Annotated in this window: 28 protein-coding genes and 3 tRNA genes; 21 read left to right on the plus strand and 10 right to left on the minus strand. The window is 68.8% G+C overall.

Going from position 1 to position 24,125, the window contains the following annotated elements:
• Positions 1 to 56: 56 nt before the first annotated feature.
• Positions 57 to 1,973, minus strand: a complete 1,917-nt coding sequence (locus C3K08_RS13175; protein ID WP_104991707.1) for a glycoside hydrolase family 2 protein — start codon at positions 1,971 to 1,973, stop codon at positions 57 to 59.
• A 278-nt stretch (positions 1,974 to 2,251) separates the two neighbouring features.
• Here C3K08_RS13175 and C3K08_RS13180 point away from each other — a divergent pair, with 278 nt between their 5' ends.
• The 11 genes from C3K08_RS13180 (at position 2,252) to C3K08_RS17980 (ending at position 10,390) form a co-directional block, all read left to right on the plus strand.
• Entirely contained in the window at positions 2,252 to 2,662 is a 411-nt protein-coding gene (locus C3K08_RS13180; protein ID WP_104991708.1) for a hypothetical protein, read from the plus strand.
• A gap of 1,267 nt (positions 2,663 to 3,929) precedes the next feature.
• Complete coding sequence (locus C3K08_RS13185; RefSeq protein WP_104991709.1) at positions 3,930 to 4,166, plus strand: helix-turn-helix domain-containing protein; 237 nt, start codon at positions 3,930 to 3,932, stop codon at positions 4,164 to 4,166.
• Positions 4,163 to 4,333 (plus strand): hypothetical protein, encoded by a 171-nt coding sequence (locus C3K08_RS17975; protein ID WP_158679933.1) that lies wholly within the window; start codon positions 4,163 to 4,165, stop codon positions 4,331 to 4,333. Before C3K08_RS13185 ends, C3K08_RS17975 begins: the two co-directional genes overlap by 4 nt.
• Positions 4,330 to 4,854: a helix-turn-helix domain-containing protein gene (locus tag C3K08_RS13190; RefSeq protein ID WP_104991710.1), complete on the plus strand. Its 525-nt coding sequence runs from the start codon at positions 4,330 to 4,332 to the stop codon at positions 4,852 to 4,854. Before C3K08_RS17975 ends, C3K08_RS13190 begins: the two co-directional genes overlap by 4 nt.
• A complete protein-coding gene (locus tag C3K08_RS13195; RefSeq protein ID WP_104991711.1) occupies positions 4,851 to 7,568 on the plus strand; it encodes a DNA-primase RepB domain-containing protein in 2,718 nt (905 codons plus the stop codon). Before C3K08_RS13190 ends, C3K08_RS13195 begins: the two co-directional genes overlap by 4 nt.
• A complete protein-coding gene (locus tag C3K08_RS13200) occupies positions 7,565 to 7,960 on the plus strand; it encodes a hypothetical protein (RefSeq protein ID WP_104991712.1) in 396 nt (131 codons plus the stop codon). The genes C3K08_RS13195 and C3K08_RS13200 overlap by 4 nt, the downstream gene beginning before the upstream one ends.
• Positions 7,957 to 8,190: a hypothetical protein gene (locus C3K08_RS13205; RefSeq protein ID WP_104991713.1), complete on the plus strand. Its 234-nt coding sequence runs from the start codon at positions 7,957 to 7,959 to the stop codon at positions 8,188 to 8,190. Before C3K08_RS13200 ends, C3K08_RS13205 begins: the two co-directional genes overlap by 4 nt.
• 66 nt (positions 8,191 to 8,256) lie before the next feature.
• Positions 8,257 to 9,030 carry a hypothetical protein gene (locus C3K08_RS13210; RefSeq protein ID WP_104991714.1) on the plus strand — a complete coding sequence of 258 codons (774 nt, stop codon included), beginning with the start codon at positions 8,257 to 8,259 and terminating at the stop codon, positions 9,028 to 9,030.
• A complete protein-coding gene (locus C3K08_RS13215; RefSeq protein ID WP_104991715.1) occupies positions 9,027 to 9,215 on the plus strand; it encodes a hypothetical protein in 189 nt (62 codons plus the stop codon). The genes C3K08_RS13210 and C3K08_RS13215 overlap by 4 nt, the downstream gene beginning before the upstream one ends.
• On the plus strand, positions 9,205 to 10,188 hold the full coding sequence (locus tag C3K08_RS13220; RefSeq protein WP_104991716.1) for a hypothetical protein: 984 nt from the start codon (positions 9,205 to 9,207) through the stop codon (positions 10,186 to 10,188). The genes C3K08_RS13215 and C3K08_RS13220 overlap by 11 nt, the downstream gene beginning before the upstream one ends.
• The gene (locus C3K08_RS17980; RefSeq protein ID WP_158679934.1) at positions 10,181 to 10,390 is read left to right on the plus strand and encodes a hypothetical protein; all 210 of its coding nucleotides are present in this window, start codon (positions 10,181 to 10,183) and stop codon (positions 10,388 to 10,390) included. The genes C3K08_RS13220 and C3K08_RS17980 overlap by 8 nt, the downstream gene beginning before the upstream one ends.
• 566 nt (positions 10,391 to 10,956) lie before the next feature.
• On the opposite strand, the gene C3K08_RS13225 is transcribed toward C3K08_RS17980, so the two are convergent.
• The 3 genes from C3K08_RS13225 to C3K08_RS13235 form a co-directional block, all read right to left on the minus strand.
• Positions 10,957 to 11,229 carry a hypothetical protein gene (locus C3K08_RS13225; RefSeq protein WP_104991717.1) on the minus strand — a complete coding sequence of 91 codons (273 nt, stop codon included), beginning with the start codon at positions 11,227 to 11,229 and terminating at the stop codon, positions 10,957 to 10,959.
• Positions 11,226 to 11,480, minus strand: coding sequence for a hypothetical protein (locus tag C3K08_RS13230; protein WP_104991718.1), 255 nt, complete (start codon positions 11,478 to 11,480; stop codon positions 11,226 to 11,228). The genes C3K08_RS13225 and C3K08_RS13230 overlap by 4 nt, the downstream gene beginning before the upstream one ends.
• A 62-nt stretch (positions 11,481 to 11,542) precedes the next feature.
• On the minus strand, positions 11,543 to 11,977 hold the full coding sequence (locus tag C3K08_RS13235) for a hypothetical protein (protein ID WP_158679935.1): 435 nt from the start codon (positions 11,975 to 11,977) through the stop codon (positions 11,543 to 11,545).
• Positions 11,978 to 12,109: 132 nt separating this feature from the next.
• On the opposite strand from C3K08_RS13235, the gene C3K08_RS13240 reads away from it, so the two are divergent.
• Complete coding sequence (locus C3K08_RS13240; RefSeq protein WP_104991720.1) at positions 12,110 to 12,313, plus strand: helix-turn-helix transcriptional regulator; 204 nt, start codon at positions 12,110 to 12,112, stop codon at positions 12,311 to 12,313.
• A gap of 19 nt (positions 12,314 to 12,332) precedes the next feature.
• Positions 12,333 to 13,541: a site-specific integrase gene (locus C3K08_RS13245; RefSeq protein WP_199776943.1), complete on the plus strand. Its 1,209-nt coding sequence runs from the start codon at positions 12,333 to 12,335 to the stop codon at positions 13,539 to 13,541.
• A gap of 97 nt (positions 13,542 to 13,638) precedes the next feature.
• On the opposite strand, the gene C3K08_RS13250 is transcribed toward C3K08_RS13245, so the two are convergent.
• From C3K08_RS13250 to C3K08_RS13260, 3 genes are all read right to left on the minus strand, one after another.
• Positions 13,639 to 13,715: transfer RNA gene (locus C3K08_RS13250), tRNA-Arg, on the minus strand.
• A 55-nt stretch (positions 13,716 to 13,770) separates the two neighbouring features.
• Positions 13,771 to 13,844, minus strand: a tRNA-Gly gene (locus tag C3K08_RS13255).
• Between the two features lie 37 nt (positions 13,845 to 13,881).
• A tRNA-Pro gene (locus C3K08_RS13260) sits at positions 13,882 to 13,958 on the minus strand.
• A gap of 87 nt (positions 13,959 to 14,045) precedes the next feature.
• Here C3K08_RS13260 and mqnP point away from each other — a divergent pair.
• The 6 genes from mqnP to C3K08_RS13290 all read left to right on the plus strand — a co-directional run bounded on the left by mqnP (position 14,046) and on the right by C3K08_RS13290 (position 18,772).
• A complete protein-coding gene (gene mqnP / locus C3K08_RS13265) occupies positions 14,046 to 14,930 on the plus strand; it encodes a menaquinone biosynthesis prenyltransferase MqnP (RefSeq protein ID WP_104991721.1) in 885 nt (294 codons plus the stop codon).
• Positions 14,912 to 15,214: a hypothetical protein gene (locus C3K08_RS13270; protein WP_104991722.1), complete on the plus strand. Its 303-nt coding sequence runs from the start codon at positions 14,912 to 14,914 to the stop codon at positions 15,212 to 15,214. Before mqnP ends, C3K08_RS13270 begins: the two co-directional genes overlap by 19 nt.
• A gap of 36 nt (positions 15,215 to 15,250) precedes the next feature.
• Positions 15,251 to 15,694 carry a hypothetical protein gene (locus tag C3K08_RS13275; protein WP_104991723.1) on the plus strand — a complete coding sequence of 148 codons (444 nt, stop codon included), beginning with the start codon at positions 15,251 to 15,253 and terminating at the stop codon, positions 15,692 to 15,694.
• Positions 15,695 to 15,781: 87 nt separating this feature from the next.
• A complete protein-coding gene (locus C3K08_RS13280; RefSeq protein WP_104991724.1) occupies positions 15,782 to 16,378 on the plus strand; it encodes an adenylate/guanylate cyclase domain-containing protein in 597 nt (198 codons plus the stop codon).
• A gap of 45 nt (positions 16,379 to 16,423) precedes the next feature.
• The gene (locus C3K08_RS13285; protein WP_010887388.1) at positions 16,424 to 17,101 is read left to right on the plus strand and encodes a response regulator transcription factor; all 678 of its coding nucleotides are present in this window, start codon (positions 16,424 to 16,426) and stop codon (positions 17,099 to 17,101) included.
• Between the two features lie 108 nt (positions 17,102 to 17,209).
• Positions 17,210 to 18,772 carry a cell wall metabolism sensor histidine kinase WalK gene (locus C3K08_RS13290; protein ID WP_104991725.1) on the plus strand — a complete coding sequence of 521 codons (1,563 nt, stop codon included), beginning with the start codon at positions 17,210 to 17,212 and terminating at the stop codon, positions 18,770 to 18,772.
• Positions 18,773 to 18,854: 82 nt separating this feature from the next.
• On the opposite strand, the gene argR is transcribed toward C3K08_RS13290, so the two are convergent.
• Positions 18,855 to 19,316, minus strand: coding sequence for an arginine repressor (gene argR / locus C3K08_RS13295; protein ID WP_104991726.1), 462 nt, complete (start codon positions 19,314 to 19,316; stop codon positions 18,855 to 18,857).
• 42 nt (positions 19,317 to 19,358) lie between these two features.
• Positions 19,359 to 20,690 (minus strand): bifunctional phosphopantothenoylcysteine decarboxylase/phosphopantothenate synthase, encoded by a 1,332-nt coding sequence (locus C3K08_RS13300; RefSeq protein WP_104991727.1) that lies wholly within the window; start codon positions 20,688 to 20,690, stop codon positions 19,359 to 19,361.
• 77 nt (positions 20,691 to 20,767) lie between these two features.
• On the opposite strand from C3K08_RS13300, the gene C3K08_RS13305 reads away from it, so the two are divergent.
• Complete coding sequence (locus C3K08_RS13305; RefSeq protein WP_104991728.1) at positions 20,768 to 22,486, plus strand: M3 family oligoendopeptidase; 1,719 nt, start codon at positions 20,768 to 20,770, stop codon at positions 22,484 to 22,486.
• 56 nt (positions 22,487 to 22,542) lie between these two features.
• On the opposite strand, the gene C3K08_RS13310 is transcribed toward C3K08_RS13305, so the two are convergent.
• A complete protein-coding gene (locus C3K08_RS13310; RefSeq protein WP_104991729.1) occupies positions 22,543 to 22,962 on the minus strand; it encodes a universal stress protein in 420 nt (139 codons plus the stop codon).
• A 136-nt stretch (positions 22,963 to 23,098) separates the two neighbouring features.
• On the opposite strand from C3K08_RS13310, the gene C3K08_RS13315 reads away from it, so the two are divergent.
• Positions 23,099 to 24,112, plus strand: coding sequence for a GNAT family N-acetyltransferase (locus C3K08_RS13315; protein WP_104991730.1), 1,014 nt, complete (start codon positions 23,099 to 23,101; stop codon positions 24,110 to 24,112).
• The last annotated feature ends 13 nt before the right edge of the window (positions 24,113 to 24,125 follow it).

Consider the following 24,125-nt stretch of genomic DNA (forward strand, 5'->3'; position numbering starts at 1 on the left):
GGCGAGAACGGCCGGGCACCCTGCTGCGCGGCGCCCCTGGCAGGGCGCGGGGTGGGTCAATCCTCCGCCCGGACCTCCTCCCCCGCCGCCCCGCGCAACTGCTCCAGGCGCCTCTCGTCGGCCAGGGCGTGGATTTCCTGCAGCACGTCGTGCTGCACGGCCCGCGAGACGCGGGTGGTGACGGCCCGCACCCGCTCCGGGTCGAGCTTGTGGGTGCGGTCCTCGCGCAGCAGGCCGTTGGTCTCCTGCTCGGTGTCGGTGAGCTGGGTGTAGCAGAACCCCGCGATCACCGGGCTGTCGAGCACCGCCGAGAGCAGTTCCTCGTAGCGCGAGAGCAGCGCGTCCGTGTCAGGCAGGGTGCCGTAGCCCCACCAGCGCTCGGACTCGCCCGGCGCGGGGCTGAGGCCGCCGAACTCGGTCAGTATCACGGGTTCGCCCTGGCGGTGGTGCCCGGCGAGGTAGAAGTTGCGCCGGGCGGGCTGCACCGCCTGCAGGGTGTGCTCCAGCGCCTCCTCGGAGCCGTAGCGCTCGCGCAGGGTCGCGCCGTCGAGCGCGTAGTCGTGGACCCCCAGGATGTCGCCCTCCACCACCTCCCAGCCGTCGTTGCCGATCACCGGGCGGGTCGGGTCCAGCGACCGCGTCAGGTGGTACAGGCCGCGCACAAAGGCCCGCTGGGCCGGGTCCCCCTCCAGGTTGGGCACGCCCCAGCTCTCGTTGACGGGCACCCAGGTCACCACGCAGGGATGGTTGTGGTCGCGCTCCAGCACGTCCAGCCACTCACGCGTCAGGCGGCGCTGCGCCTCCGGCGTGAAGACGTAGGCGTTCGCCATCTCGCCCCACACCAGCAGGCCCAGCCGGTCGCACCAGTACAGGAAGCGCGGGTCTTCCACCTTCTGGTGAATGCGGATGCCGTTGAAGCCGAGTTCCTTGACGAGTTCGACCTCGCGCCGCAGGGCCTCTTCCGAGGGTGCGGCGAGGTGCGACTCGGGCCAGTAGTTCTGCGCCAGCACCATCCGCAGGTAGTAGGGCGAGCCGTTGAGCTGGAACCGCCCGTCGCGCACCCCGGCGCTGCGCAGCCCCACGTAGCTGCCGACCTCGTCCACCACGTTGTCGTCGTCGTCGAGCAGGGTGATGCGGGCGTCGATCAGGTTGGGCCGCCGGGGGGACCACAGCAGCTCCTTGCGCCTCGCCTGAACGCGCTGCGCCCCCAGGTCGATCTCGCGCCCGACCTCCTGACCGTCCAGGGCGTAGGTGTCGTCGGCCAGCCGCTCGCCGCGCAGGCTCAGGCGCACCCGCACCCGCAGGGCCTGCCGGGGCCGCTCGTTCAGGCGCACGTGCAGGCCCAGCCGCCCGCGCTCCACGTCGGGCGTCCAGCGCAGCCCCGCGACGAAGGTGCGCGGCACGACCTCCAGCCACACCGGTTGCCAGATGCCGGTCGTGCGGTGGTACCAGATCGCGTGCGGTCCCGGTTCCCAGTCCTGCTTGCCGCGCGGCTGCGCGAGGTCATGGGGATCGTCCTCGGCGCGGACCACGACGGTCTGCGTCTCTCCCGGCTCCAGCGCGGGCGTGATCTCGGCGGTAAAGGGCGTGTGGCCGCCCTCGTGCTCGGCCACCAGGCGCCCGTTCACCCACACCTGTGCCCGGTAGTCCACTGCCCCGAAATGCAGCAGCACGCGGCCCGCGCGGTCTTCCGGGGCCACCCGCACCTCGCGCGAGTACCACACGACCGGGTGGTAGCCCGTCGCCCGCAGCCCGCTGGCCCGGCTCTCGGGCGGAAACGGCACCACGATCTGTTCCCCGAAGCCCTCTCCCTGCTCGAACCAGCGTTCCTGCAGGCCAAGGTCGTCGTCGTCGTGCCGAAACTGCCACACCCCACTCAGGTCCTCCCAGCGCTCGCGGGTGAGCTGGGGGCGCGGATGCCCTGCGGGGACGGCGGGGCCGACGGGTGAGCCGCGGGGGGACAGGTCGTTCATGCGCGCTCCTGGGGACAGCGAGGGTGAGGACCGGACGGAGGGAGGGGGCGGCAGATTGTGGGGAAACGGTTTCTCAGTGTGCCGGGTAGCGGGAGCACGTTCAAGGGCAGGCGGGGAAAAGGCCGGAAGGCCCCGTCCCCTGGGCCGTTCTCCGCCGCGCACCGGTGAACAAGCCACGGAGGGGGAACAAAAAAAACCCCGTCAGGGACGGGGGATTCTCTGGCGCACCCTGTAGGACTCGACCTTATGACCAGCCACGCCTTTGTTACAGTCGCGTCATGGACTTTCACGATTTGACGCGCGTCAACCCCGACACCGCCAATCAACTTCTCCGGAGTCTGCGCAGCGTAATGGCGCAGCACGGCGTGCTGCGCCTCCAGTCCAGGGCCGGACAGCGAGGCCACCTTGGGCTTGAACAGGGGGCAGCCCATCCTGTCGATTTGCACCTCACCTGGGCACACCAAGACGACCTATCCCGACTGCGGCAGGCCGCCGCCCTCCCCACGGACATGAGACGGGGGGAGCGTGACGAGATGACCTTCTACGGTGACCTCCTGATGGCCCTGCTCCGTATGCAGGTCCGGCGAGTCGAGTTCGGAGTGGAGGGTGGGTTGGCGTTCATCCCTGACGCGAGGGAAGTGGGAGGCCTCGCCTTTCGGGGCGAGGGCCTCGTCTTCACGCCGCGGTGACGGGTCAGGCGACTCTCACCGCTGAGGCGGATGCTTGCGGCCAGCGTAAAAGCTGAGGTTGGACCAACTCCTCCGTAGTGGTCAGTGGTCACGCGGGCGGCTCCCAGGCTGCCAGGATCAAGGCACCACCGTACCTCCGCCTCCCACGCCGCTGTCACCGGCAGCCCCACTGCCAGGGCAGATTCCATCCCTATAAGACGAGGGCAGGGGTGGCGGCAGACCGCGCGTAGGCCGTACCAGTGGAGGCCCTCCCAGCGCTGCATCTTGTTGCCAGGGGCGGGGAGAAAGCGGCCTCGGTGCTGACGAAGCCGAACCTGCCGCCCCTATGGGAGTACGGCCTTCACACAAGGCCACCCCATGATCCGGGGCCACCGAACCCGTCAAGAGAGCGGGCGAGAGCGCAACATAGGCGAACGCGGCCGCCCCCACCAAGACAGCGAGAAGTCCCGGTTTGTCATCGTCGGTTGGGCATGGTACGGCAAAAGAAAAACCCCGTCGGGGACGGGGGATTCGGTGGCGCACCCTGTAGGACTCGAACCTACGACCGACCGCTTAGAAGCGCGTTGCTTACTCATGTCACGTCATTGCGCCCGGTAGGAGGTCGCCGCGTTTCGTGCGTCTGGAACGGCCTTTTTCCTGACAACCTCCAGACCGACCCGCCGTTTGACCGCTTAAGGTTGCGTCTCATTGCGTTTCCGTTGGGCACGCGTTGGGCACGGTTGGGCATAGGCTCCTGCAAGGGGTACTTCTACCTGTACCCCAGCAACTACGCGCCCCAGATGCTGGAGTCGGGGTACATCTATTCAGTGAGCACCGGCCTGAAACATGGGAGTCAACGATCAAATACACAGGAGCGGCGGTATCCCTTTTGGATCGTGAATAACTCAATAGGAGGCAATGGCGAATTGTGCGTCTCAGCGGCACTAGCTGAGCTTGTGCAAAAAAACGCCGTGTCAGACGGCCTTTTGTGGTCTTGGCAGAATCGTATTGAGTATGCCAGCATGACTTCAGAAGCGGCGCAACACCATAGAACGCGTCCTTTCGTCAATGCCCCCCGCCACCGACCAACCAAAAGACGTGCGCTACCGTTGAAAGAGAAGAAAGGAGGCCGCATCAACCGAACCGCCGTCAAAGGCAAGCGACCAGAAGCCAAAACGAAAGCGCATCAGGGTGTCATCCGACCAAGAACAGCACCCCAACGCGCCCCACGAACCGGAAGCCCCGCAAGGGGCCTTCCAAGCCCTACACGACCTTTGGAGGTCGCCCTATGACTTTACTCCAGCAAGCCCCCCACCGCCTCACCCCCAAGCCCGAAGAAGCTGCCCGTGAACTGGGCTTGAGGCAAACCCGCAAGCCGAAAGAAGCCGGACAAATGTTGGGCTTGGGCGAACGCAGCGTTTACGCCCTGATCCGCTCCGGCCAGCTCCGCAGCATCAAAGTAGGCCGGAAGATTCTTATCCCGCTCTCCGCAATCGAAGAGTTTCTGAACGGCGGCGAGAAATGAAACGGCCCACCGGGGACGCGGTGGGCAACATGGGCAGTCTATCCCACTTGTACGAGCTGGCCCGCCTGGACGCCCAGCGGCCCGGCAACATCGGCGCGGGCCTCAAACTGCTTGAGGCGCTGCTGAACCGGCCCGGCTTCCGCCCCAGGAACGGGGGGAAGGCATGAGCGGGCACTTTGAACTGCTGACCGTGGCAGGCGTGGCCCGCGCCCTGGAGAAGTCCGAAAAGGGTGTGCGGCGGCTGATCCAGCGGGGTAAGTTGCGCCCGATCAAGGAAGGGCGGCGCTACCTGATCCCCGTCGAAGAGGTTCAGCGGTACGCGGCCACCCTGCCCCACCCTGTACACGTCATGGCCGCGCTGTACCGGGCATGGTCGGCCCTCAGCGTGTACCGCTATCAGGCGTCCGGCTGGGCACAGACCCGGCGGTACGTCAACGCGGAGACTCGGGCAGTCCATGAGCACTTTCTCTGCCACGCGGTCCCCGTCTATGAAGGCATTGTTGCGGCGGCGAAGGTGCGGAATTACCGGCGCATCGAAGAGTTGCAACTTGACTTGACCCGGCTGGCGATTGACTACCAAATGCTTCACGCGCCCTTCAAGGCTGAGCCGGTCCCGCCCCGCGAAAGGACCGATGAGGCAAGCCGGATGCTGCCCCTCTTCGGGGATGCCGAAGGGGGCACGGCATGACCGGGCACGTCTTCGACTTCGACCGCAAGAAAGCCGACGCGATCAACCATGAGGCAGCGGCGCGGCTGCTGGAGCTGCTATGCGAGCCGGGCGAGCGCGTCTATGTCCAGACCTTCCCCGATGGGGAGCGCGAGCTGTACGGCGACGGCAAGCCCCGCTTCATGGTTCAGCGACGTGGGCGCATCACTCACGGCACAGCGGTCGGCGGCGAGTTTGTCACCGTCGGACGGGTGCGGGAAGGCCGGGTGAGCTGGACCTCTCCCAACCTCGCCCGCGTGGGCATCTTCTTCACCGTGAACGCCCTGACACCGAAGGCCACCCGGCGGACTGCGGACAACGTGGAGCGGGTGCGGGCGGCCTTTGTGGACTTCGACGGGGCACCCCTGCCCGATGAGGGCTTTCCTCTCGCCCCGACCGCGATTGTCGAGACTTCGCCGGGCCGGTATCACGTCTACTGGGCGCTCTCCGACCTGCCCCTTGCCGACTTCACGCCCGTACAGAAATACCTCGCGGCGCGGTACGGCGGTGATCCCAGCGTCTCCGACCTGCCCCGCGTCATGCGGTTGCCGGGGTACTGGCACGGCAAGCAGGAACCCGGCTTCCTGGTGAGGCTGCTGGAGGATCGGCCCACCTGCTACACCCGCGCCGATCTGCTGGAAGCCTTCGACGGCCTGGAAGATGCCCTTCGGCGGGCGGGCGAAGAAGAGGATCGGCGGCGCGAGGCGGCCCAGGATCAGGCACGCCGGGCGGCAGACCTGCGGGCGCAACTCGACTCCGGCAAGGTGGGCAGCAAGGCCGACGCGGTGCGGAAATACGGTGAGGCGGCCCTACTCGATGAGGTGTCCAAGCTGGCCCAGACCACTCAGGGCGGGCGCAACTCGCAACTGTTCAAGTCGGCGGCCACGTTGGGCGAGCTGGCCGCCGCTGGTGCGCTCGACCCGGACGCGGTGAAGGGCGAGTTGGGCGCAGTGGCCCTGAGTATCGGCCTGAGTGAGCACGAAACGCGGGAAACATTGGAAGGCGGCCTTCGGCGGGGCATGAAAAACCCCCGCGATCTGAGCGACGTGGGCGCGAAGATCGGCAAGCCCCAGGCCGACCCCGCCGAGGACGGGGACGATGACGAGGGGGGCAGGGAGAAGCGCCCCCCCGCGGGGACGCGGGTGTTGGAGTACGCCCAGGAGGATGGGGCGGAACTCTGGCACGATCAGACCGGCAACGCTTACGTCACGGTCACGGTGAAGGGGCACCGGGAACACTACCGGCTGCCCTCGCGGGCGGCGAGGGATTACCTCCAGGCGCTCTATTTCGACCGCGAAAAACGCGCCCTGAACGGGCAAGCCCAGAAAGAAGCCCTTGACCTCATGCAAGCCATAGCGCGGCGCGAGGGCGAGCAGCATCACACGGCGGTGAGGCTGGCCCACCTGAACGGCTTCACCTATCTGGACCTCGGCACGCCCACCTGGGAAGCCGTCGAAGTCGGCCCCGGCTACTGGAAAGCGATCCTGCCCCACGAATGCCCGGTGCGCTTCACCCGGCCCGCTGGCTTCCTGCCCCTGCCCGCCCCGGTTCAGGGCGGCAGTCTGGAGGAACTGGGCGAGTTCCTGAACACCGACCGGCGCGGGCTGATGATGGTCACGGCGTGGCTGCTGGGGGCGGTGTCCGGCATGAGTCCTTACCCCATCCTGGCCCTGGGCGGGGAGCAGGGCACCGGCAAGAGCACGGCGTCTTCGGCGGCGCGGAACCTGATAGACCCCAATCAGGCCGACCGGCGGCGCAGCCCCAAAGAAGAGCGCGACCTCTTCATTGCCGCCCAGAATGGGCACATCCTGAGTTTCGATAACCTGTCCAGCATTCCGGGGTGGCTGAGTGACGCGCTGTGCGTCATCTCGACCGGCGGCGCGTTCACGGCCCGCGCCCTGTATACGGACAGTGAGGAAACGATTCTGGAGGCGGTGCGGCCCGTGATCGTCAACGGCATACCGGACCTGCTGGCCCGGCCTGACCTCGCAGAGCGGGCGCTGACGGTGACGTTGCAACGCATCCCCGGCGACCGCCGGACCCCGGAACGGGTGTTCAAGGCCCGCTATGAACGGGCGCGGCCCCGGCTGCTGGGGGCGCTGCTGTCGGCCCTCGCGCACGCCCTGAAACATCTGGACAGTACCGAACTGGAGGAGTCCCCCCGGCTGGCCGACTTCGCCCGCCTGATCGTGGCCGCCGAAGATGCCCTTCCCTGGGATCGGGGCGCGTTCCTGACGGCTTACCGGGAAATGCAGACGGAAGCCGCGAGCACGGTGCTTGACGGTGAACCCCTCGCGGAAGCCCTGCGGTGCTTCATGGACGACACCGTTGAATGGGTCGGCACCGTCAAAAAGTTACTTGGGATTCTGGGAGAGCGGGAGTACAGCGAAACGCGCCCCCCGCAAGGCTGGCCCCGCACCCCAAAGGCCCTCGGGGACGCCCTGCGGCGGCTGGCCCCGGCCCTGAGCAAGACGGGCTACAGCGTGACCCCGGCGGGCAAGTCCAAAGATGGGGTTCAGTACCGCCTCTCAAAAGAAGCGGAATCAAAGTTCACCAAGTTCACCGACCCGCTGGAAGCCGTCTCAGACGGTGAAAACCCTGGTGAACTTTGGGAAGGTGAAGTTCACCCGCAAGTTCACCAAGTTCACCCGGAGCCGGTGGGCGTGGGCGGTGGCCGGACGCGGGGTGAGCTATGACCCTGGAACGGCTGAGGGCCGACCTCGCCCGCTATGACGTGCGGCTGAGCCTGGGATCGGGGGGCAAGCTGCGCTATGACGCGGCTTCCGACCTGCCCGCCGATGTGCTCGACGCCATGCGAGCGCACAAGGCCGCGTTGCTGGCCGACCTCCAGCGGGGGCAGGGCACCCGGCCAGACTGGGAAGCCCTGAGCCGTGAGCGGGGGCGCTGCGGAAGCTGTGCGCGGTGGACGCCCGCCCCCGAGTGGGGCGCACTCATGGGCGAGTGTGCCGCCGGTCGGCTGGCGCATGGCTGGTATGACGGCAACCCCCGCGCCCCGGTGATCGTTCACACCGGCCACAAGTGCGCGGCCTGGGGCGGCGAAGGCTACCGGCCTGGGGATAGGGCATGACCCCGCCCACCGTGCCCGATTGGGTGCCCCAGGGCCTCACGGCGGGGCAGGTGGCCCGTGCCCTGAACCTGAGAGAAGAGACCGTCAAGCGGGCCTTGACCTCAGAGGCGCTTCCTTCCTGGCAGATCGGAGAGCGGCGCGGGTGGCGCTATGTCACGCCGGAAGCCCTGGCCCATTACGCCCAAGTGCGCGGCCTGACGGTGAATTGGGACGCCGTGCGCGACCTGTAACCCATCTTCGACCCGTTTCACCCGTCCGGCCTGACCTGCTGGGCGGGTGTCTCGCACCATGCGGGCATGACCGAGACAAAGGCCCTAGAAAAGCAGATTGCCGCCCATCGTAAGGAACTGGCAGCCCTGAGAACCGATGAGGCCGAACTCTCCCGCTTGCACGCTGAGAAGTCCGCAGAGCTGGAGGCCATGCGCTCGGGTAAGTCCCGAGACTTCGCAGGCATGGCGGCATTGGAAGGGCAGCGGGCGGCGCTTGAAACGATGCTCAGGGAGCAGCGGGGCGAGATCGGCACCGTAGAGGCGCGGATCAGTGACCTTGAGGGGCAGCAAGCCAAACAGAGCCGCTATGACCGCCTCACGGCAACGGCAGCGGCAATCAGGAAAGCCCAGGATGAGCAACACGCCGGAATCCTCGCCCTGGTGGACACGGTGAAAGCGGAAATGGGGCAACTGATTGAACGGCGCGAGGACTGGCACACCCTACGGGCACGGTTCATTGAAGACGCCCTGGCGCTGGGCGTGCCGATCCACAATCAGGGCTGGGATCAAGCGCAGTTGGACCGAGTGCGGGCCTTTATGCGTGATCTGGAGGAACGCGGCGCGGACGTGGAAGCCCTCAAGGTAAATCCGTTCGGTGAAGACTGGCAGCAACGGACCCGCGTAGATACGGACTACCGCTTCCCCTTCATTCCCCAGGGCGAGCTGCACCCCTACGCCGACTTCGACGAGCGCATCTTGCGGCTGGTGGCCCGGCTGTACTCGGACGCGGTGACGGCCTATCTGGTGGCCGACGCGCCGAAAGCCCGTGCCCACCGTAAGGCGAATGGGGGCGCGGCATGAGTGGGGACCGTGACGCCCTGGTGAAGCAGATCATGGGCCGGATCATCGGCGGGCGGGCTGAACCGGACCCCGAATACAACCCGCTCGACGATGTGAACGCGCTTGTACGGGAACGCATCGAACGGCGGCAACGTGGGGACACGGCCCCCGATCCGCTGAGGGAAGGGGGCGAGCATGAGCAGTGAAAATTACGAAACAAACCCCGCCGAAGTGATCCCCCCGGATCGTGACCCCAGGGGCGGCAACGCCCAGCGGCACGGCATCCTGAGTGAGCACGTCCCCCCGGCTGAGCGTGAGGCATACGCGGCGCATGTTCAGGCGGTGCGGCAGTCCAGCGGGGCACGCGGCTACCTTCAGGAACGGCTGGCCGACCGCATCGCCCTCGCCATGTGGCGACTGGACCGGGTGGCCCGCTATGAGGCGGCGGTGTCTGCCGCTGAGCAGCGGAGCGCCCTCCAGGGCATCGAAGAGCAAAAGGAATACGGCCCCGCCGGGGCAGTGACAAAGGCATACACCCGGCTTCACATGATGGTGGGCGAGAGCGCATACCACCTGCGGAAAGACCCGGCGCTGAGTGAGGATCAGGCGGCGCGGCATGAAGAGGCGGCGCGGCAGCTTGACGCCCTCGCGGACGGGGGCAGCGGTGAGGGCCTGGAGGCGAACGCGGCCTTCATGGTGGCCCACCTGCTGACCGAACAACTTCAGCGCCTCAAGGTGAAGCCTGCCGCGATTGTGCAAGCCCTGACGGGCCGCAAGCCGAAAGCGGGCGAAGTGGAATACATCGAGGCGAATGACTGGGAGTATGAACCGGGCGAGCTGCCCGGCCTGGTGCGGCTGTGGCGTACACGTCTCGACGATCACATGGGCGGTGCCCTGCTGCGGAGTCTCGCGGGCGGTGAGCGGCTGAAGGCGCAAGCGGTACGGGACGCCCAGCGCGAGGCCCTGGAGGTGCGAGCCGACGCGCTGAGTCTCGCCACCCTGCCCGGCCAAAAGGAACTGGAGAAAGTCACGCGCTATGAAGCCCACCTGGAAAGGGTGCTGTACCGGGCCTTGCATGAGTTGGAGGCGGTACAGCGGCGCGGGGAAGGGCAGGACACCCCCGGCCCACTGCGGGGCATTGTGGACGCGGGCGGGCTGTACGGGGGCGGCAGTGAGTGAGCACCCTGACCCGATCACGCGGCGGCTGTACGGCGTGCTTGACGATCTGCGGATGACCCGGCACGGTCCCCAGGTGGAAGCGGTGCGGCGGGAGTACGCGGCGGGCAGGATGACCCTGGGCGATGCCTTCGACGCGGTGCGGCCCCTGTGCTTCATCGAAGAAGACGCGGCGCGGATCGTGCGGGCGATGGTGAGCGGCTGAAAGCGGACAAACCTGACACCCTAAAAAGAGGGCCGCTCTCCAGATGGGCGGCCCTTTGACGCGATCAGGGCGAGGGTATTCATCCCCATGCAGAACCCGCCGTGCAGCAACCCCCATGACAAATGCACGCCCACCGGACCCCATGACAAATGCACAGCACGCCCACCGTGCCCCCTCTCGCCCTCGCCCCGGCAGTCTGGCCGGGTGGGGCGCTGCTGAGGCTCTACGGGCCTGCTGTGGGCACCGTTGCTTAGAGCAACAGTGAAGCCGTGAGTATCCCTAACGGTGCGGGCAGGTGAACTTTGAACATGGCGGTGAACTTCGACTTTTCAAAGTTCACCCGGAGAAACGCCCACTCAGCCGAGGAAAAGAGGCGCGGTGAACTTGGTGAACTTTGATTCCGCTTCTTTTGTGATGGGTGATCGGCGGCGCGACCTCTTCGACGATCACGGCGGCGTCAGGCGGCCCTCTCCCGCTCTCCCAGAATCCCAAGTAACTTTTTGACTCCAGCAATGACCCAACGGGAAAGCCCCCACCGGGCAGGCAGGGGCGAGAGCGGGCAGGGTTCAGCGGCTCAGGATGAAGTCACGCACGGCGCGGCCTTCCGGGGTGTCCGGTATGTCGAAGAAGGCGAGGAAGCGGAAGTCCGGCCCGGCGTTGACCGGCTCACGGTTGCAGATGTTCACGCGCCATTCGTCCGTGTCGAGATTCTGGCTGAGCTGGGCGTACACGGGCCGGGGGAAGGTGACGGCGTAAGGCTCGCCCTCCAGCGTGCCGGAGAATGTCACCGTCTCAGCGGTGCGGGCAATGGCCGTGAGCAGGGGGCGCGTTTCGTTCATGCGATGACCTCCAGCCGCAGCACGCGGCGCACGTCGGCAAGCAGGGAAGCGGGGATCAGGTACGCGGGGCGGCCCGGCGTGCCCCAGTCGGAGAGCAGCACGGCGTCTCCAGTGGGCAGCGGGCAGAGCAGTGGGGCGGGCAGCGTGGCCGGGGTGACGATACAGACGGCGTGATCGTCGAAGAGCAACACGGGCCGGGCAGGATCGGGAACCAGGGCGTCTACGGTGGGCAGGGTGGCGAGCGTGTTCATGGTGTGGACCTCCAGCGGGAGAGGGGGCGAGGTTGTCGGACGGGCGACAACCTCAGCGGGACTCAGGCAGCGGCGGCGCTGTGCGTGGCCTGGAGGAACTGCCACACGGCGCGGGCTTCCGGCTCTGTCAGGGCCGCGAGGCTGAACACGGGCCGATCCAGCGCGGCCCCGGCGAATCCGTAGTGCTCGCCGCTGGGGACGCCGTAGCGGGCCATGAGGCGGTGAAGGCGGGCAGCGCGGGCCTTGCCGATGGTGGGGGCGGGCATCGGCACTTCCTCCAGCACTTCGACGCGGGCAGCGCGGCTCAGGATGCCCAGGGCCTCAGCGGTGGGCACCGGCTGGCCGTTGACCTGGGCGGCGATGCCCTGAGCGGTGGCCGTCAGGGTGACGGTGTGGCGGGTGTCGCCCCAGTATTCCCCGTGGGGGCGGTGCTCGATCACAGCGGCGAAGGTGCGGGAGAGCATCGGCTGAGCGGGGCGAAGGGTGCTAGCTTCCATGTGACTTACCTCTTTGCGGGGGAGTCAGGAGGGGCGGGGATTCTTAGCGGGAACCCGCCCTTCACTGCTGAACCCATGTTAGCTTCACTTGCAAACATTGTCAATACGTGCAAACTAGCTTAGACTGCAAACATGACGCCCACGCCCAAAGAGACGATCCGCGCCCGGCTCAAAGAAAAGGGGATGACGCAAGCCCAGCTTGCCGAGCACATCGGGACCACTCCGGCGATCCTGAGCCGCACCCTGGGCAGCCCCCCCGTGCGTCCTGATAGCCACTGGCCCGCCGTACTGGAGGCGCTGGGGCTGGAGGTTCAGCTAGTGCCCAAAGGCCAGTGACGCGCCCAGGCGGTGAAGCATGACGCGAAAGGGCGAGCGCGAGAAACGCGGGAATGGGCGCGGCAGTGTCCGGCGTCTTCCTTCCGGGCGGTGGCAGTGGCGGGCCAGCATCGAGCTGCCCAGCGGTGAGGTCCGGCGCGTGGCCGGGACCGTTGCCACAAAGACGGAAGCCGAAGACGCCCTGAGCCGGGTGCGGACGGACGCGGCGCGGGGGCAGTTCAGCGTCTCGCCTCAAACCACGCTGGGCGAGTACCTCGCGGCGTGGCATGAGCAGCGGCAAGCCGGACTTGCCGCGAAGTACGCGCACTCTCAAAAGAGCCTGATCGAAAACCACATCACGCCGGGCCTGGGGCGGCGAAGGCTCGCCACGATCACGCCCCGCGATCTGGAGACGTTTTACGCGGGCCTGACGTATCAGGATGAGCGGCGCGAGGAAACGAAAGGGAAGCCGCTGGGCGACTCCATGCGGCGGCAGATTCATAACCTCTTGCACCTCGCCTTCGCGGAAGCGGTGCGGCATGGCGACCTCATGCGGAATCCGGCAGACGTGGCCCGCCCCCGCTACACACGGGACGCGGCGAAGGAAGAGAAGGTGAAAGCCTGGACCCCAGAGCAGGCGAGCGCGTTCTATGCGGTGGCCCGGCGTGATCGGCTGGGGAGCGTCTTTTGCTTCATGCTCTCGACGGGCTTACGCGTGGGGGAAGCCCTGGGGCTGCGCTGGGAACATGTGGACCTGCACTCGGGGCGCGTCGAAGTCAAAGAGGCGCTGGTGAGTCTCGCGGGGGTGGCCCACCGGACCACGCCGAAGACGCCCCGATCACGCCGGACCATCACCGTCTCAGGGGACGCGCTGGACATTCTGCGGGAGTGGCAAGAGCGCCCCATCTTGGACCGGGAAGCCCAGGCGAAGGGCAAGCCCTATGCGGGCAGTGACGCCGTCTTCACAAACACGCTGGGCGGGCCGATCCTGCCGGACACGATTTACCGGGGACTGCGGGCGCTGTGCGCGGCGGCGAAGGTGCCCTACCTGGGGGCGCACGCTTGCCGCCACACGTTCATTTCGATGATGGGCGCTCAGGGGCAACCCGTCGAAGTGGTGAGCGCCCAGGTGGGGCACGCCCGGCCTTCCTTCACCCTGGACCGTTACCGGACGGTGTTTGCGAAGGAACGGGAGGCCCTGACGCTGGACTTTTCAGCCCTCACGAAAGACTCAGAAAGGAAGCCATGAAAAACCCGTTGGGCACGCGTTGGGCACGGCGGGCGACTTCGGCCCGGTTGGGCATGGGGCGGCAAAAAGAAAACCCCGTCTATGACGGGGGATTCAGTGGCGCACCCTGTAGGACTCGAACCTACGACCGACCGCTTAGAAGGCGGTTGCTCTATCCAACTGAGCTAAGGGTGCAGGGCTGAGGGTGAAAGGGGGGATGAAAAAAGCCTCCACGGGGGAGGCTCAAATCTGGAGCGGGATCACGGATTCGAACCGAGGCCAGAAGCTTGGAAGGCTGCTGTGCTACCACTACACCAATCCCGCCCGGGTGCCGCGCGTGCTGAGGTCCTTCCGAAGAAGGTGGTCGAGGCGACTGGATTCGAACCAGCGACCCCTTGGTCCCAAACCAAGTGCGCTACCGGCCTGCGCTACGCCTCGTCTCCGCACCCGCGCGGAGGGCATCATAGCAGAGGCCGGGGTGGGCGTGTCCAGAGCCGGTGCCCGGAGAGAGTATGCTGGGAGGCTGTGAACGCGGCGGCCCGTGTCAAGACCTACCTCGACCTTGTCAAGTTCGAGCACACCGTGTTCGCGCTCCCCTTTGCCTACGCGGGAATGCTGCTGGCCAGCATGGAGGTCAACGGCACCGGCTGGCCCGGCTGGGAGGTGCTGCTGTGGGTGACCCTGGCGATGGCGGGAGCACGCACCGCCGCGATGGCCGCCAACCGGGTGATCGACCGCCTTATCGACGCCCGCAACCCCCGCACGGCGGGCCGCGAGGTCCCCAGCGGCAAGGTCAGCCCGGCGCAGGCGTGGGGCCTCGCGGCGGTCAGCCTCGCGGTGATGGCGTTCGCGGCGGCGCAACTTGGCCCCCTGTGCCTCGCGCTGATGCCGCTGGCGGTGCTGTTTCTGATCGGGTATCCCTACACCAAGCGCTACACCTGGCTGTGCCACGCCTGGCTGGGCGTGACCGACGGGGCGGCGGCGGCAGGCGGCTGGATCGCGGTGACGGGCGAGTTCGCTCCCGGCGCGTGGCTGCTGTGGGCGGCCGTGATCTTCTGGATGATCGGGCTGGACGTGATCTACGCGACCCTGGACTACCGCTTCGACCTCGCCAACGGGGTCAGGAGCATCCCCGCCCGCTTCGGCATTCCGCGGGCGCTGCGGATCGCCGCCGTGAGCCACGCCCTCACCTTCGTGCTGCTGCTCGCGGTGGGTGTGGTCACAGGCGCGAGCGTCTGGTACTTCCTCGCCGCGCTCGTCATGGGCGGCATCCTGCTGTACGAGCACCGCATCGTGAATCCAGACGATCTCGGGCGGGTGAATGTCGCCTTTTTCGACGCGAACATGTGGCTGGCCCTTACCATGCTGGCGGGCGTCATCCTGGACGTGACGTGGCGCACCCTGACCTGAGCGGCGTGGTGCCGCCGGGTGCCGCCCAGGCTTTTCAGGACGGCGAGGAACGCCTCGCCCTGACCCGGCTGCGTCGGGCGCAGGCCCGGGAGGAGGCCGGAAGCCTGCGCTGGGCCGTGCTGGAGCGCCTGTGCGGGCTGGTCCTGATTCACCTGCTGCGCGAGGTCGAAGGCACCTTCGCGCTGGAGCGGGCCGACCCCATCCTCGACGCGGCGGGGGTGGCCCGGCTGGGACTGGAATGGCTGGAAGATGAGGACGGGGGCGGGGAAGGCGCGGTGCCCTAGAATCCCCCTCATGCACGCCGGGAGGAAAGGGACGCCTTGACGCTGGAGAGTTCCGACACCGAGTTCGCGGCTACCTACGCGCCTTATGCCGCCGAGGGGGTCCTCTATCCCGGCCGGGAGGGCAGTCCGCTGCTGGAATTCGCGGCGGGGGGGCGGGTGCTGTACCTCTTTGACCGCAGCGGCCCCTACGCCGCGCGGCCCGGCCCGGCCCGCTTCGTGATCCACGGCCTGCTCGACCCGGCAGCGACCCGGCCGCTGAGTGAGGGGGAGGCGCCGGGCGAGCACCTCGAGGTCGTCGGGGTCTCGGCGGTGACCGGGCGGGGGCCGCTCCTCAGCGTGGGCCGCCACGTCTGGGTGGTGCAGGCGCGGGTGCCCCTGGTGCTGGGCAGCTTCGGCAGCCTGCCCCCCGCGCGTCCGGGAGACTGGGTCGCCTTTCGCACCCTGCCCCCCCTGCATGGCTTCCTGGCGCCCCATCCCTGACGCGGGTTCATGAAGACGTGAGACCCGCGTGTGTCGCAGATGGGTCTTTACTCAAGGCTAAGCGCTGCGGCATAGTGTGACCAAGCCATGACGCCCCTGCTGCTGCCGCTGCCCGCCGTGCCTCCCGTGCCCGAGGCCGCGTGCCTGGTGATGGCCGACCTCGTGGGCAGCACGCACATCGCGCACGCGCTGCCCCTGAGCACCTACGCCGCGCTGATGGCCGAGTTCGTGCAGGTGCTGATCCTGAGCTTCGAGGTCCACGGCGGGCAGGTGTTGCAGCACCAAGGGGACGCGGTGCTGGCCCTCTGGCCCGCTGGGGCGGCCGGGCAGGCCCTGCGGGCGGCGCTCGAAGTCCACGACCGCGCCGCCGGGCTGGGGCTGGCCCGGTCGCTGGGGCAGGCGTTGCAGGTGCGGGCGGGCCTCGCGGCGGGCGAGGTGGTGACCGGTATGGTGGGCGGCCAGCTCAGCGCCTACGGGCTGCCCGTCAACTACGCCCGGCGTCTGTGCGACGCCGCCGACCCCGGCGAGACGCTGCTGTGCGCGGCAGCGGCGCGGGAGGTGGGCACGGCGCTGGCGCTCGCGCCCCGTGCCCTGCCGCCGCTGCGGGGCTTCGGCCCAGACAGCCGGGCCTACCGGGTTCTTGCCCCGGCCGGGCCGGGCGTGGTCCCGATGAAAACTGGTTAAGCGGCCGGGCCGTATTCTCATGAGAACGGTTCTTAGACTGGCCGTATGGAACGCAAACCCCTGGTCCTCGTCATCGAGGATGAAAAAGATATCGCCCGCTTCATCGAACTGGAGCTGGCCGCCGAGGGGTATGCCACCGAGGTGGCCTTTGACGGCGTGACCGGCCTGAGCAAATTTCGCGAGGTCAATCCCGACCTCGTCATCCTCGACCTGATGCTGCCGGTTCTCGACGGGCTGGAAGTCGCCCGGCGCATCCGCAAGACGAGCAACACGCCCATCATCATCCTGACGGCGAAAGATGGCATTCAGGACAAGGTCGAGGGACTGGATTCGGGCGCCGACGACTACCTCATCAAGCCCTTTTCCATCGAGGAACTGCTCGCCCGCGTCCGCGCCCACCTGCGCCGGGTGAACCCCGCCGTCACGGGAGAGGTGAGGGTGGCCGACCTCGTGATGAATCTCGACGGGCGCGAGATTTTCCGGGGCGGGCGGCGGGTGGAACTCTCGGCCAAGGAATTCGAGCTGCTCGAACTGCTCGCCCGCAATCCCGGCAAGGTCTTCTCGCGCTTCGAGATCGAGGAGAAGGTCTGGCCCGAGTACACCGGGGGCAGCAACGTGGTCGACGTGTATATCGGCTACCTGCGCCGCAAGCTCGAGGAAGGCGGCGAGCGGCGCCTGATTCACACCGTGCGCGGGGTGGGCTACGTGCTGCGCGAGGAGTAGGCGGCGGGGAACGGAAGGTACACTGCCGGGCGTGACAGGCTTTCCTGACGCGCCCGGTTTTCCTGTGCCCCGGGGCCGCCGCCCCCCTGCCCCGGCGGAGGCCACCCCGTGAGCCTGCGCTGGCGGCTGACTGTCTTTTACAGCGGGCTGGTCGCGCTGGTGCTCGCGGCGGTGTCGGTATCCGTCTTCTTCACCATCCGGGGCAGCCTGATGGGCAACCTGGAACGCGAACTCGGCAACTCCTACCTGCTGCTGCGCGACGTGGTGCCGGGCCTCAACCTCAAAGACCCCCTGAACTCGCAGGAGCGCGACGCCGCCGGCATCCTGCCGCGGGCGGTCTACCTCTTTCCCGACGACGCCATTCAGGTCGAGGAGTTGCCCTTCTACGACCTGACCTCGCTCCTGGAGGACTTCGGGGAGGCGCGGGACCCGCAGGCGCGGCGGCAGGTGCTGGAGTTCGTTCGGGGACAGGCGGACAGCCGTCGGCAGACCATCCGCATGAGTCCGGACAATCCGGTGCGGCTCTCCGACGAGGAACTCGCCCGCCTGATCGGGTCGCCCGATGGACGCATCTTGGTGGAGCGGGAGGTGCGCGACCCCTACACCGAGATTCGCCGCCTGCACCGCTTTCTGGTGGTGCTGGGGCCACTGCAGCTCGATCCGGGCGCGCCCCCCAACCTCGCCATCGCCTATGTCGGGCAGCCGCTGGACCCGGCGCTGCGGACCCTCGCGCAGCTTCAGCGCGGGGTGCTCGCGCTGAGCCTGCTGGGATTGATCGCGGCGGCGGCGGGCGCCTACGTCCTGGCGGGCCGGGCGCTGCGGCCCCTGCGGCAGGTCCGGCAGGCCGCCGAGGGCATCGGCGGGCAGAATCTGGACGAGCGGGTGCCCGTGCCGCCCACCGGGGACGAGGTGCAAGCCCTCGCGCAGGCGCTGAACGCCATGCTGGGCCGCCTTCAGGCCAGCTTCGAGGCGCAGCGCCGCTTCACCTCGGACGCCAGCCACGAGTTGCGGACCCCCGTCACCGCGATCAGCGGGCACGCGGGCTACCTGCTGCGCCGCACCAACCCGACCGGGCAGCAGCGCGAGAGCCTGAACATCATCCGCTCCGAGTCCGAGCGCCTGACCAACCTGATCGCCAGCCTGCTGCAACTCGCCCGCTCGGACAGTGGGGCGCTGCCCCTGACCCGGCAGCCCATCCTCTCCACCCTGTTTCTGGGCGAGGTGGCCCGCGAACTCGCCCCCCTCGCGCAGGCGCAGGGCACCGAACTGCGCGCCACCGGCGAGGACGTGCCCTTCGAGGGCGACCCCGACCGCCTCAAGCAGGTGCTGATCAACCTCGTGGGCAACGCGCTCAAGGCGGGGGCCACCACCGTCACCCTGATCAGCGCCCCGCAGGAGGAAGGCCGCGAGGTGCGCCTGAGCGTGCAGGACGACGGCCCCGGCATTCCGCCCGAGCACCTTTCGCGCCTCTTCGACCGCTTCTACCGGGTCGAGGACAGCCGCAGCCGCGACGCGGGGGGTGCCGGGCTGGGCCTCAGCATCGCCAAGGGCATCGTGGACGCCCACGGCGGGCGCATCTGGCTGGAAAGCGAGGTCGGGAAGGGGACCGTGGCCCACGTACAGCTTCCGGTGGGGGACGTGCCCGAGCTGGAGGACGGGGACGTGCCGTGAAGGGGCTGCGGCGCGAACACGCGAGAGAAAGGGTGGGAGGCGTTCCGGGACGCTTCCCACCTTCCTTGGAGAGCCAGCGCCCTTACCCCAGCATCAGCGCGTGCAGCTCCTCCATCAGTTCCTCGCCCTCGGGAGTGGTGCGGGCGACGAGAAAGATGGTGTCCTCGCCCGCGATGGTGCCCACGATGTCGTCGCGGCGCAGGCGGTCGAGCAGCAGCGCCACCCCGGTCGCGTGGCCGTCGGCGGTGCGGATGACCAGGATGTTCTCGCCCCGGTCCACGTCCTTGACGAAGTTCTGGAAGAGGCGCCCGAGTTCCTCTTCCACCCCCTGATGCCCCGCCATCTGCGCGAGGGCGTAGCGGTGGCGGCCCTTGCCGACGGGCACGCGCACGAGCCGCAGCTCGTTGATGTCGCGGCTGACGGTCGCCTGGGTGACCTGAATGCCCTCCGCACGCAGACGCTCAACAAGTTCGGCCTGGGTGGAGACGCTCTCGCGGGCGACGATGTCCTGAATGCGCTTCTGGCGCTGATCCTTGCTGAGCACACGTCATGGTATGCAGCCGGAATGAATAAGGCAAACGGGGGGTCAGCGGGCCGCGCCACGCACCTGCCGCGCCTCGTCCAGCAACCGCCGGGCCACCTCGCGTTTGCTCAGGCGCGGCCAGGCTTCATGTGAGCCGTCCGGGCGCACCAAGGTGACCTCATTGTCGTCGCCGCCGAAAGCTGTGCCCTCCCGCGTGGGGTAGTTGAGCAGGATGAAGTCGGCATTCTTGCGCCCCGCTTTGGCGGCGGCCCGTTCCACCCCCGCGTGCGTCTCCATCGCGAAGCCGACCAGCACGCGTTCGCCCTTCTCGCGCCCCAGCTCCGCGAGGATGTCGGGATTGGGGGTGAGGGTCATCGTCACGTCACCCGCCACCTTCGCCTGCTTCTCGGTCGCGGCCTCGGCGGCGCGGTAGTCGGCCACCGCCGCGGTCATCACGACGATGTGCGCGTCCTGCGCGGCGGCCTTCACCGCATCCCGCAATTCCAGCGCCGTCTCGATGCGCTGCACCGTCATGCCGGGCGGGTCGGGGAGGGACACCGGGCCGGTCACCAGCGTCACGCGAGCGCCGCGGTCCCGTGCCTCCTCGGCCACCGCGAAGCCCATCTTGCCGCTCGACGGGTTGCTGATAAAGCGCACCGGGTCGAGGTACTCGCGGGTTGGCCCGGCGGAGACGACGACGTGGAGGCCCGCGAGGTCTTGCGGGGAGGTCGAAGGGTCGAAGGGTCGAGAGGTCGAGGAAAGACCCGCTCCCCTCGACGCCTCGACTTCTCGACGCCTCGACTCTCCACTCGACTCGCCCGCGCCCAGCAGCGCCAGCACCGCCCCCGCAATCTCCTCCGGCTCGGCCATGCGCCCCAGGCCCGACCCCTCCCCCGCTGTTCCGAACGCCCCCACCTCCGGCCCCAGGAAACGGTGGCCCCAGCCGCGCAGCGTCTCCGCGTTGGCCTGCACCGCCGGGTGGGTCCACATCTTCTCGTTCATGGCGGGCACCCACAGCACGGGCGAGCGGACGCTCAGCAGCGTGGCCGAGGCGAGGTCGGAGGCGTGCCCCCCCGCCGCCCGCGCGAGCAGGTCGGCGGAGGCGCCCACCACGACGACCGCGTCTGCCCGCGCCAGGGTGAGGTGCTGCGCGTCCGGGCGCGGCGAGAACCACGTTGCGTCGGTGGCGACCTCGTGCGCGGCGGCGGTGGCGAGGCTGAGGTCGGTCACGAAAGCGAGGGCAGCGTCCGTGGCGATGACCCGCGCTGTAGCCCCGCGCTCGCGCAGCCGCCGCAGCACCGAGGGAGCCTTCACGGCGGCGATGCTGCCCCCGACGATCACGAGGACAAGAGGGGGAGCAGGCGGCGTCGGGTCGGACGGGGCGGGCACGTTCACCGGGTCAGTCTAGAGGCCCGCCCGCTGCGCCATCTGGCCTACCGGGGCCGGGACCCCCGGACGCTAAACTCTCCCCCATGACCACAACCCTGAACGCGGTCGAGCGTGTGCTCACCGTCTCCGACGAGGCGACCCGCTGGGAGACCTACGCCGGGCGCTTCGAGGCCCTGCTCGCCGCCGACCTCACCGCCGAATCGGTGCCCGGCTGGTTGGCCGAGTGGAGTGCGCTGGAGGCCGAGCTGGGGCAGGCAGGCAGCAAGCTCGGTACCCACGCCGACCTCCACACCGATGACGAGGCGACCCAGGCCCGCTATGCCCGCTTTCTGGAGGAAGTCTCCCCGCAGGCGCAGCGCACCGGGCAGGCCCTGATCGAGAAGCTGCTCGCCGTGCCCGGCTACCAGCCCGCCCCCGACTTCGCCCTGACCTACCGCCGAATGCAGGACGCCGCCGCCCTCTTCCGCGAGGCGAACGTGGACCTCGGCGTGACGCACGAGGCGCAGATGAACCGCCACGGGGTCATCACCGGAAATCAGACGGTCACCCTGAACGGCGAAACGCTGACCGTCCCGCAGGCCAAGCAGCGCCTCGACCACCCGGAGCGCCAGAACCGCGAGGACGCGTGGTGGGCGCTGTCGGTCAGCGCGGGTGAGGTCGCCCCCCAGCTTGACGCCCTGATGCTGGAACTGCTCCCCACCCGCCGACAGCTCGCCGCGAACGCCGACCTGCCCTCCTTCCGTGACTACATGTGGAAGCGGCTGGACCGGGTGGACTACACGCCCGAAGACTGCCGCGCCTTCCACGAGGCGGTGCGCGACGAGGTGGTGCCTCTCGCCGCCGAGATCGTCGGGGACATCGCCACCCGGCTGGGGCTGGACTCGGTGCGCCCCTGGGACTACAACCGCAACAACCTCCTTGATCCGGAAGGCCGCGAGTCGCTGAAGCCCTTCACGACGGGGGCCGAGCTGGAAACGCTCGCGCAGACGGCCTTCGACGGCCTGGACGCCGAACTCGCCGGACGCTTCGGGCAGATGCGGACGGGAGGCCTGCTCGACCTCGAGTCGCGGCCCGGCAAGATGACGCACGCCTACTGCCAGTACTTCCCGGTGGAGAACCAGCCCTTCGTGCTGATGAACGTGGTGGGCACCGCCGAGGACGTGCGGGTGCTGTTCCACGAGGTCGGGCACGCCTTTCACGGCTTCCTGAGCGGGGCCGCACAGCCGCTGGTGTGGAACCGCTGGAGTCCCATCGAGTTCGTGGAGATTCCCTCCATGGCGATGGAGTTCCTGACGCTGGACCACCTCGGGCATGTGTTCTCGCCCGAGGACCTCGCCCGCTACCGCGAGAAGCAGTTGCAGGGCGTGGTCGCCTTCCTGCCCTGGGCCGCGCAGATGGACGCCTTCCAGCACTGGCTCTACGCCGAGGCGGGCGAGGGCGTGACGATCGCCGACCTCGACGCCAAGTGGCTGGAGCTGGACAAGACCTTCCACCCGTTCGTGAACTGGGAGGGGCTGGACGAGGGCCTGCGGGCCAAGGGCTGGCAGTACTACCACATCTTCCGGGCGCCCTTCTACTACATCGAGTACGCGATGTGTTACCTCGCGGCGGTGGGCATCTGGCGGCAGGCGCGGCAGGACCCGGCCGGGGCGCTGGAGCGGTACAAGGCCAGCCTGCGCCTGGGGAACACCGTGCCCGTGCCCGAGCTGTACCGCGCCGCCGGGGTCGAGTTCCGCTTTGGCCGTGAGCATATCCGGGGGCTGATGGGCTTCCTGCGGGAGCGGCTGGCCGCCGGGAACTGAGCCAGGGGACGGGAGGGAGGGGGCGACGCGCGAACGGTCGCCCCCTTCTCCTACGCCTACGGCACCACCAGCAGCGGCACCTCGGCGCGGCGCAGCAGGGTTTCGGCCACGCTGCCCAGCAGCATGCGGTCCATGCCCCGGTAGCCGTGGGTGCCCAGCACCAGCAGGTCGGCGTCCTGGGCCGCGTTCAGCAGCTCGTCGACCGGGCGGCCGCGCAGGACACGGAACTCGGCGTCCATCCCCGCCGCCCGCGTCACGGCCAGGGTGGCCTCGCGGGCGCGGGCCGCTTGCGCTTCGAGCAGTTCGCGCACGTAGTCGGCGTCCAGGCCCGCCCACTGCACGAAGGGACTGACGGGCGGTTCCTCGATCACATGCACGAGGTCGAGCGCGGCACCTGCCGCCTGCGCCAGCGGCAGGGCGCGGCGCAGGGCACGCAGGCTGGGGTCACTCCCGTCACAGGCGACGACGAATCTCATGGCTCCTCCCGGTCGGCCAGCGCGGGGCGGGGGGGGCGCTGGCCTCGCCCCCAGCCTACTGCCCCGCGCTCCGGCCTAGCCCGGCGTGCGCCGTTTGGCCCATGCCTCCAGGCGGCCCGCCCCGCACACTGTGGACATGACCACGTTCCCTGCCCTGACCCTGACCGTGTCCCCCTTCGACCCACCGACCGCGACCCCGACGCAGCGCCTGGCCGTGGGCCAGCTTCTCACCGACAGCCATGCCTTTGCCCTGCCGGACGACCCGCCCCTGAAGCCTGAACTGGAGGCCCTGAGCCTGACCCACGTCTCCCCCGGCGAGGCGGCGCGGCATTTCGCCGTGTGGGACGGCGACCGGGCGCTGGCCTGGGGCAGCCTGAACTACAGCCTGACCCAGAACCTGCACGCGGCGCACGCCCGGCTGTTCGTCCACCCGGGGGCCAGGCGACAGGGGCTGGGCCGCGCCGTGGCGGGGGCGCTGCGAGAAGCCGCCCGCGAGGAGGGTCGCCGCCTCGTGACCTGCGGGACGACCAGCCAGGTGCCCGCCGGGGAAGCCTTCGCCCGCTCCCTGGGGGCCGAACCCGCACTCCCCATGCGCCAGAGTCAGCTGGACCTCGCCGGGCTGGACCTCGAGGTGCTGGACCGCTGGACCACCCGCCCCGAGGGCGATCCCTACCGCCTGCACCTGTGGACCCGCGTGCCCGAGGACTTTCTGGCCCGCATGGTCAGCATGATGGAGGTGATGAACACCGCCCCGCGCGGCGACCTGGAGGTGGACGACTGGCAGATCACCCCCGAGATGGTCCGCGCCTGGGAGGGCATGATCGAGGAAGCCGGGGAGGTGCGCCCGCTGCTCGCCGCCGAGGACACCCGCACGGGCGAGCTGATGGGCTACACCGAGACCTTCTGGCACCCGGAGCGGGCGGCGCTGGTCTACCAGGGCGCGACCGCCGTGCCCCCGGAGGCGCGGGGCCAGGGGCTGGGCAAGTGGCTCAAGGCGCAGATGCTCCGGCACGTGCAGGCCGAGTTCCCCGGTGCCCGCTGGGTGCGGACGAACAACGCCGAGGAAAACGCCGCGATGCTGGGCATCAACGTGGCGCTGGGCTTCCGGCCCTGGGCCAGCTTCACCGAGTGGCAGGTGCGGCTGACCTGACCCAGGGGGCCGG

Origin of the sequence: Deinococcus sp. NW-56, assembly GCF_002953415.1 — a bacterium.
Taxonomy (GTDB): Bacteria; Deinococcota; Deinococci; order Deinococcales; family Deinococcaceae; genus Deinococcus.

Coding starts and splice junctions, on each gene's coding strand:
- C3K08_RS13175 (WP_104991707.1), bottom strand. CDS start 1,973: ATGAACGACCTGTCCCCCCGCGGCTCACCCGTCGGCCCCGCCGTCCCC.
- C3K08_RS13180 (WP_104991708.1), top strand. CDS start 2,252: ATGGACTTTCACGATTTGACGCGCGTCAACCCCGACACCGCCAATCAA.
- C3K08_RS13185 (WP_104991709.1), top strand. CDS start 3,930: ATGACTTTACTCCAGCAAGCCCCCCACCGCCTCACCCCCAAGCCCGAA.
- C3K08_RS17975 (WP_158679933.1), top strand. CDS start 4,163: ATGAAACGGCCCACCGGGGACGCGGTGGGCAACATGGGCAGTCTATCC.
- C3K08_RS13190 (WP_104991710.1), top strand. CDS start 4,330: ATGAGCGGGCACTTTGAACTGCTGACCGTGGCAGGCGTGGCCCGCGCC.
- C3K08_RS13195 (WP_104991711.1), top strand. CDS start 4,851: ATGACCGGGCACGTCTTCGACTTCGACCGCAAGAAAGCCGACGCGATC.
- C3K08_RS13200 (WP_104991712.1), top strand. CDS start 7,565: ATGACCCTGGAACGGCTGAGGGCCGACCTCGCCCGCTATGACGTGCGG.
- C3K08_RS13205 (WP_104991713.1), top strand. CDS start 7,957: ATGACCCCGCCCACCGTGCCCGATTGGGTGCCCCAGGGCCTCACGGCG.
- C3K08_RS13210 (WP_104991714.1), top strand. CDS start 8,257: ATGACCGAGACAAAGGCCCTAGAAAAGCAGATTGCCGCCCATCGTAAG.
- C3K08_RS13215 (WP_104991715.1), top strand. CDS start 9,027: ATGAGTGGGGACCGTGACGCCCTGGTGAAGCAGATCATGGGCCGGATC.
- C3K08_RS13220 (WP_104991716.1), top strand. CDS start 9,205: ATGAGCAGTGAAAATTACGAAACAAACCCCGCCGAAGTGATCCCCCCG.
- C3K08_RS13225 (WP_104991717.1), bottom strand. CDS start 11,229: ATGAACGAAACGCGCCCCCTGCTCACGGCCATTGCCCGCACCGCTGAG.
- C3K08_RS13230 (WP_104991718.1), bottom strand. CDS start 11,480: ATGAACACGCTCGCCACCCTGCCCACCGTAGACGCCCTGGTTCCCGAT.
- C3K08_RS13235 (WP_158679935.1), bottom strand. CDS start 11,977: ATGGAAGCTAGCACCCTTCGCCCCGCTCAGCCGATGCTCTCCCGCACC.
- C3K08_RS13240 (WP_104991720.1), top strand. CDS start 12,110: ATGACGCCCACGCCCAAAGAGACGATCCGCGCCCGGCTCAAAGAAAAG.
- C3K08_RS13245 (WP_199776943.1), top strand. CDS start 12,333: ATGACGCGAAAGGGCGAGCGCGAGAAACGCGGGAATGGGCGCGGCAGT.
- C3K08_RS13280 (WP_104991724.1), top strand. CDS start 15,782: ATGACGCCCCTGCTGCTGCCGCTGCCCGCCGTGCCTCCCGTGCCCGAG.
- C3K08_RS13285 (WP_010887388.1), top strand. CDS start 16,424: ATGGAACGCAAACCCCTGGTCCTCGTCATCGAGGATGAAAAAGATATC.
- C3K08_RS13305 (WP_104991728.1), top strand. CDS start 20,768: ATGACCACAACCCTGAACGCGGTCGAGCGTGTGCTCACCGTCTCCGAC.
- C3K08_RS13310 (WP_104991729.1), bottom strand. CDS start 22,962: ATGAGATTCGTCGTCGCCTGTGACGGGAGTGACCCCAGCCTGCGTGCC.
- C3K08_RS13315 (WP_104991730.1), top strand. CDS start 23,099: ATGACCACGTTCCCTGCCCTGACCCTGACCGTGTCCCCCTTCGACCCA.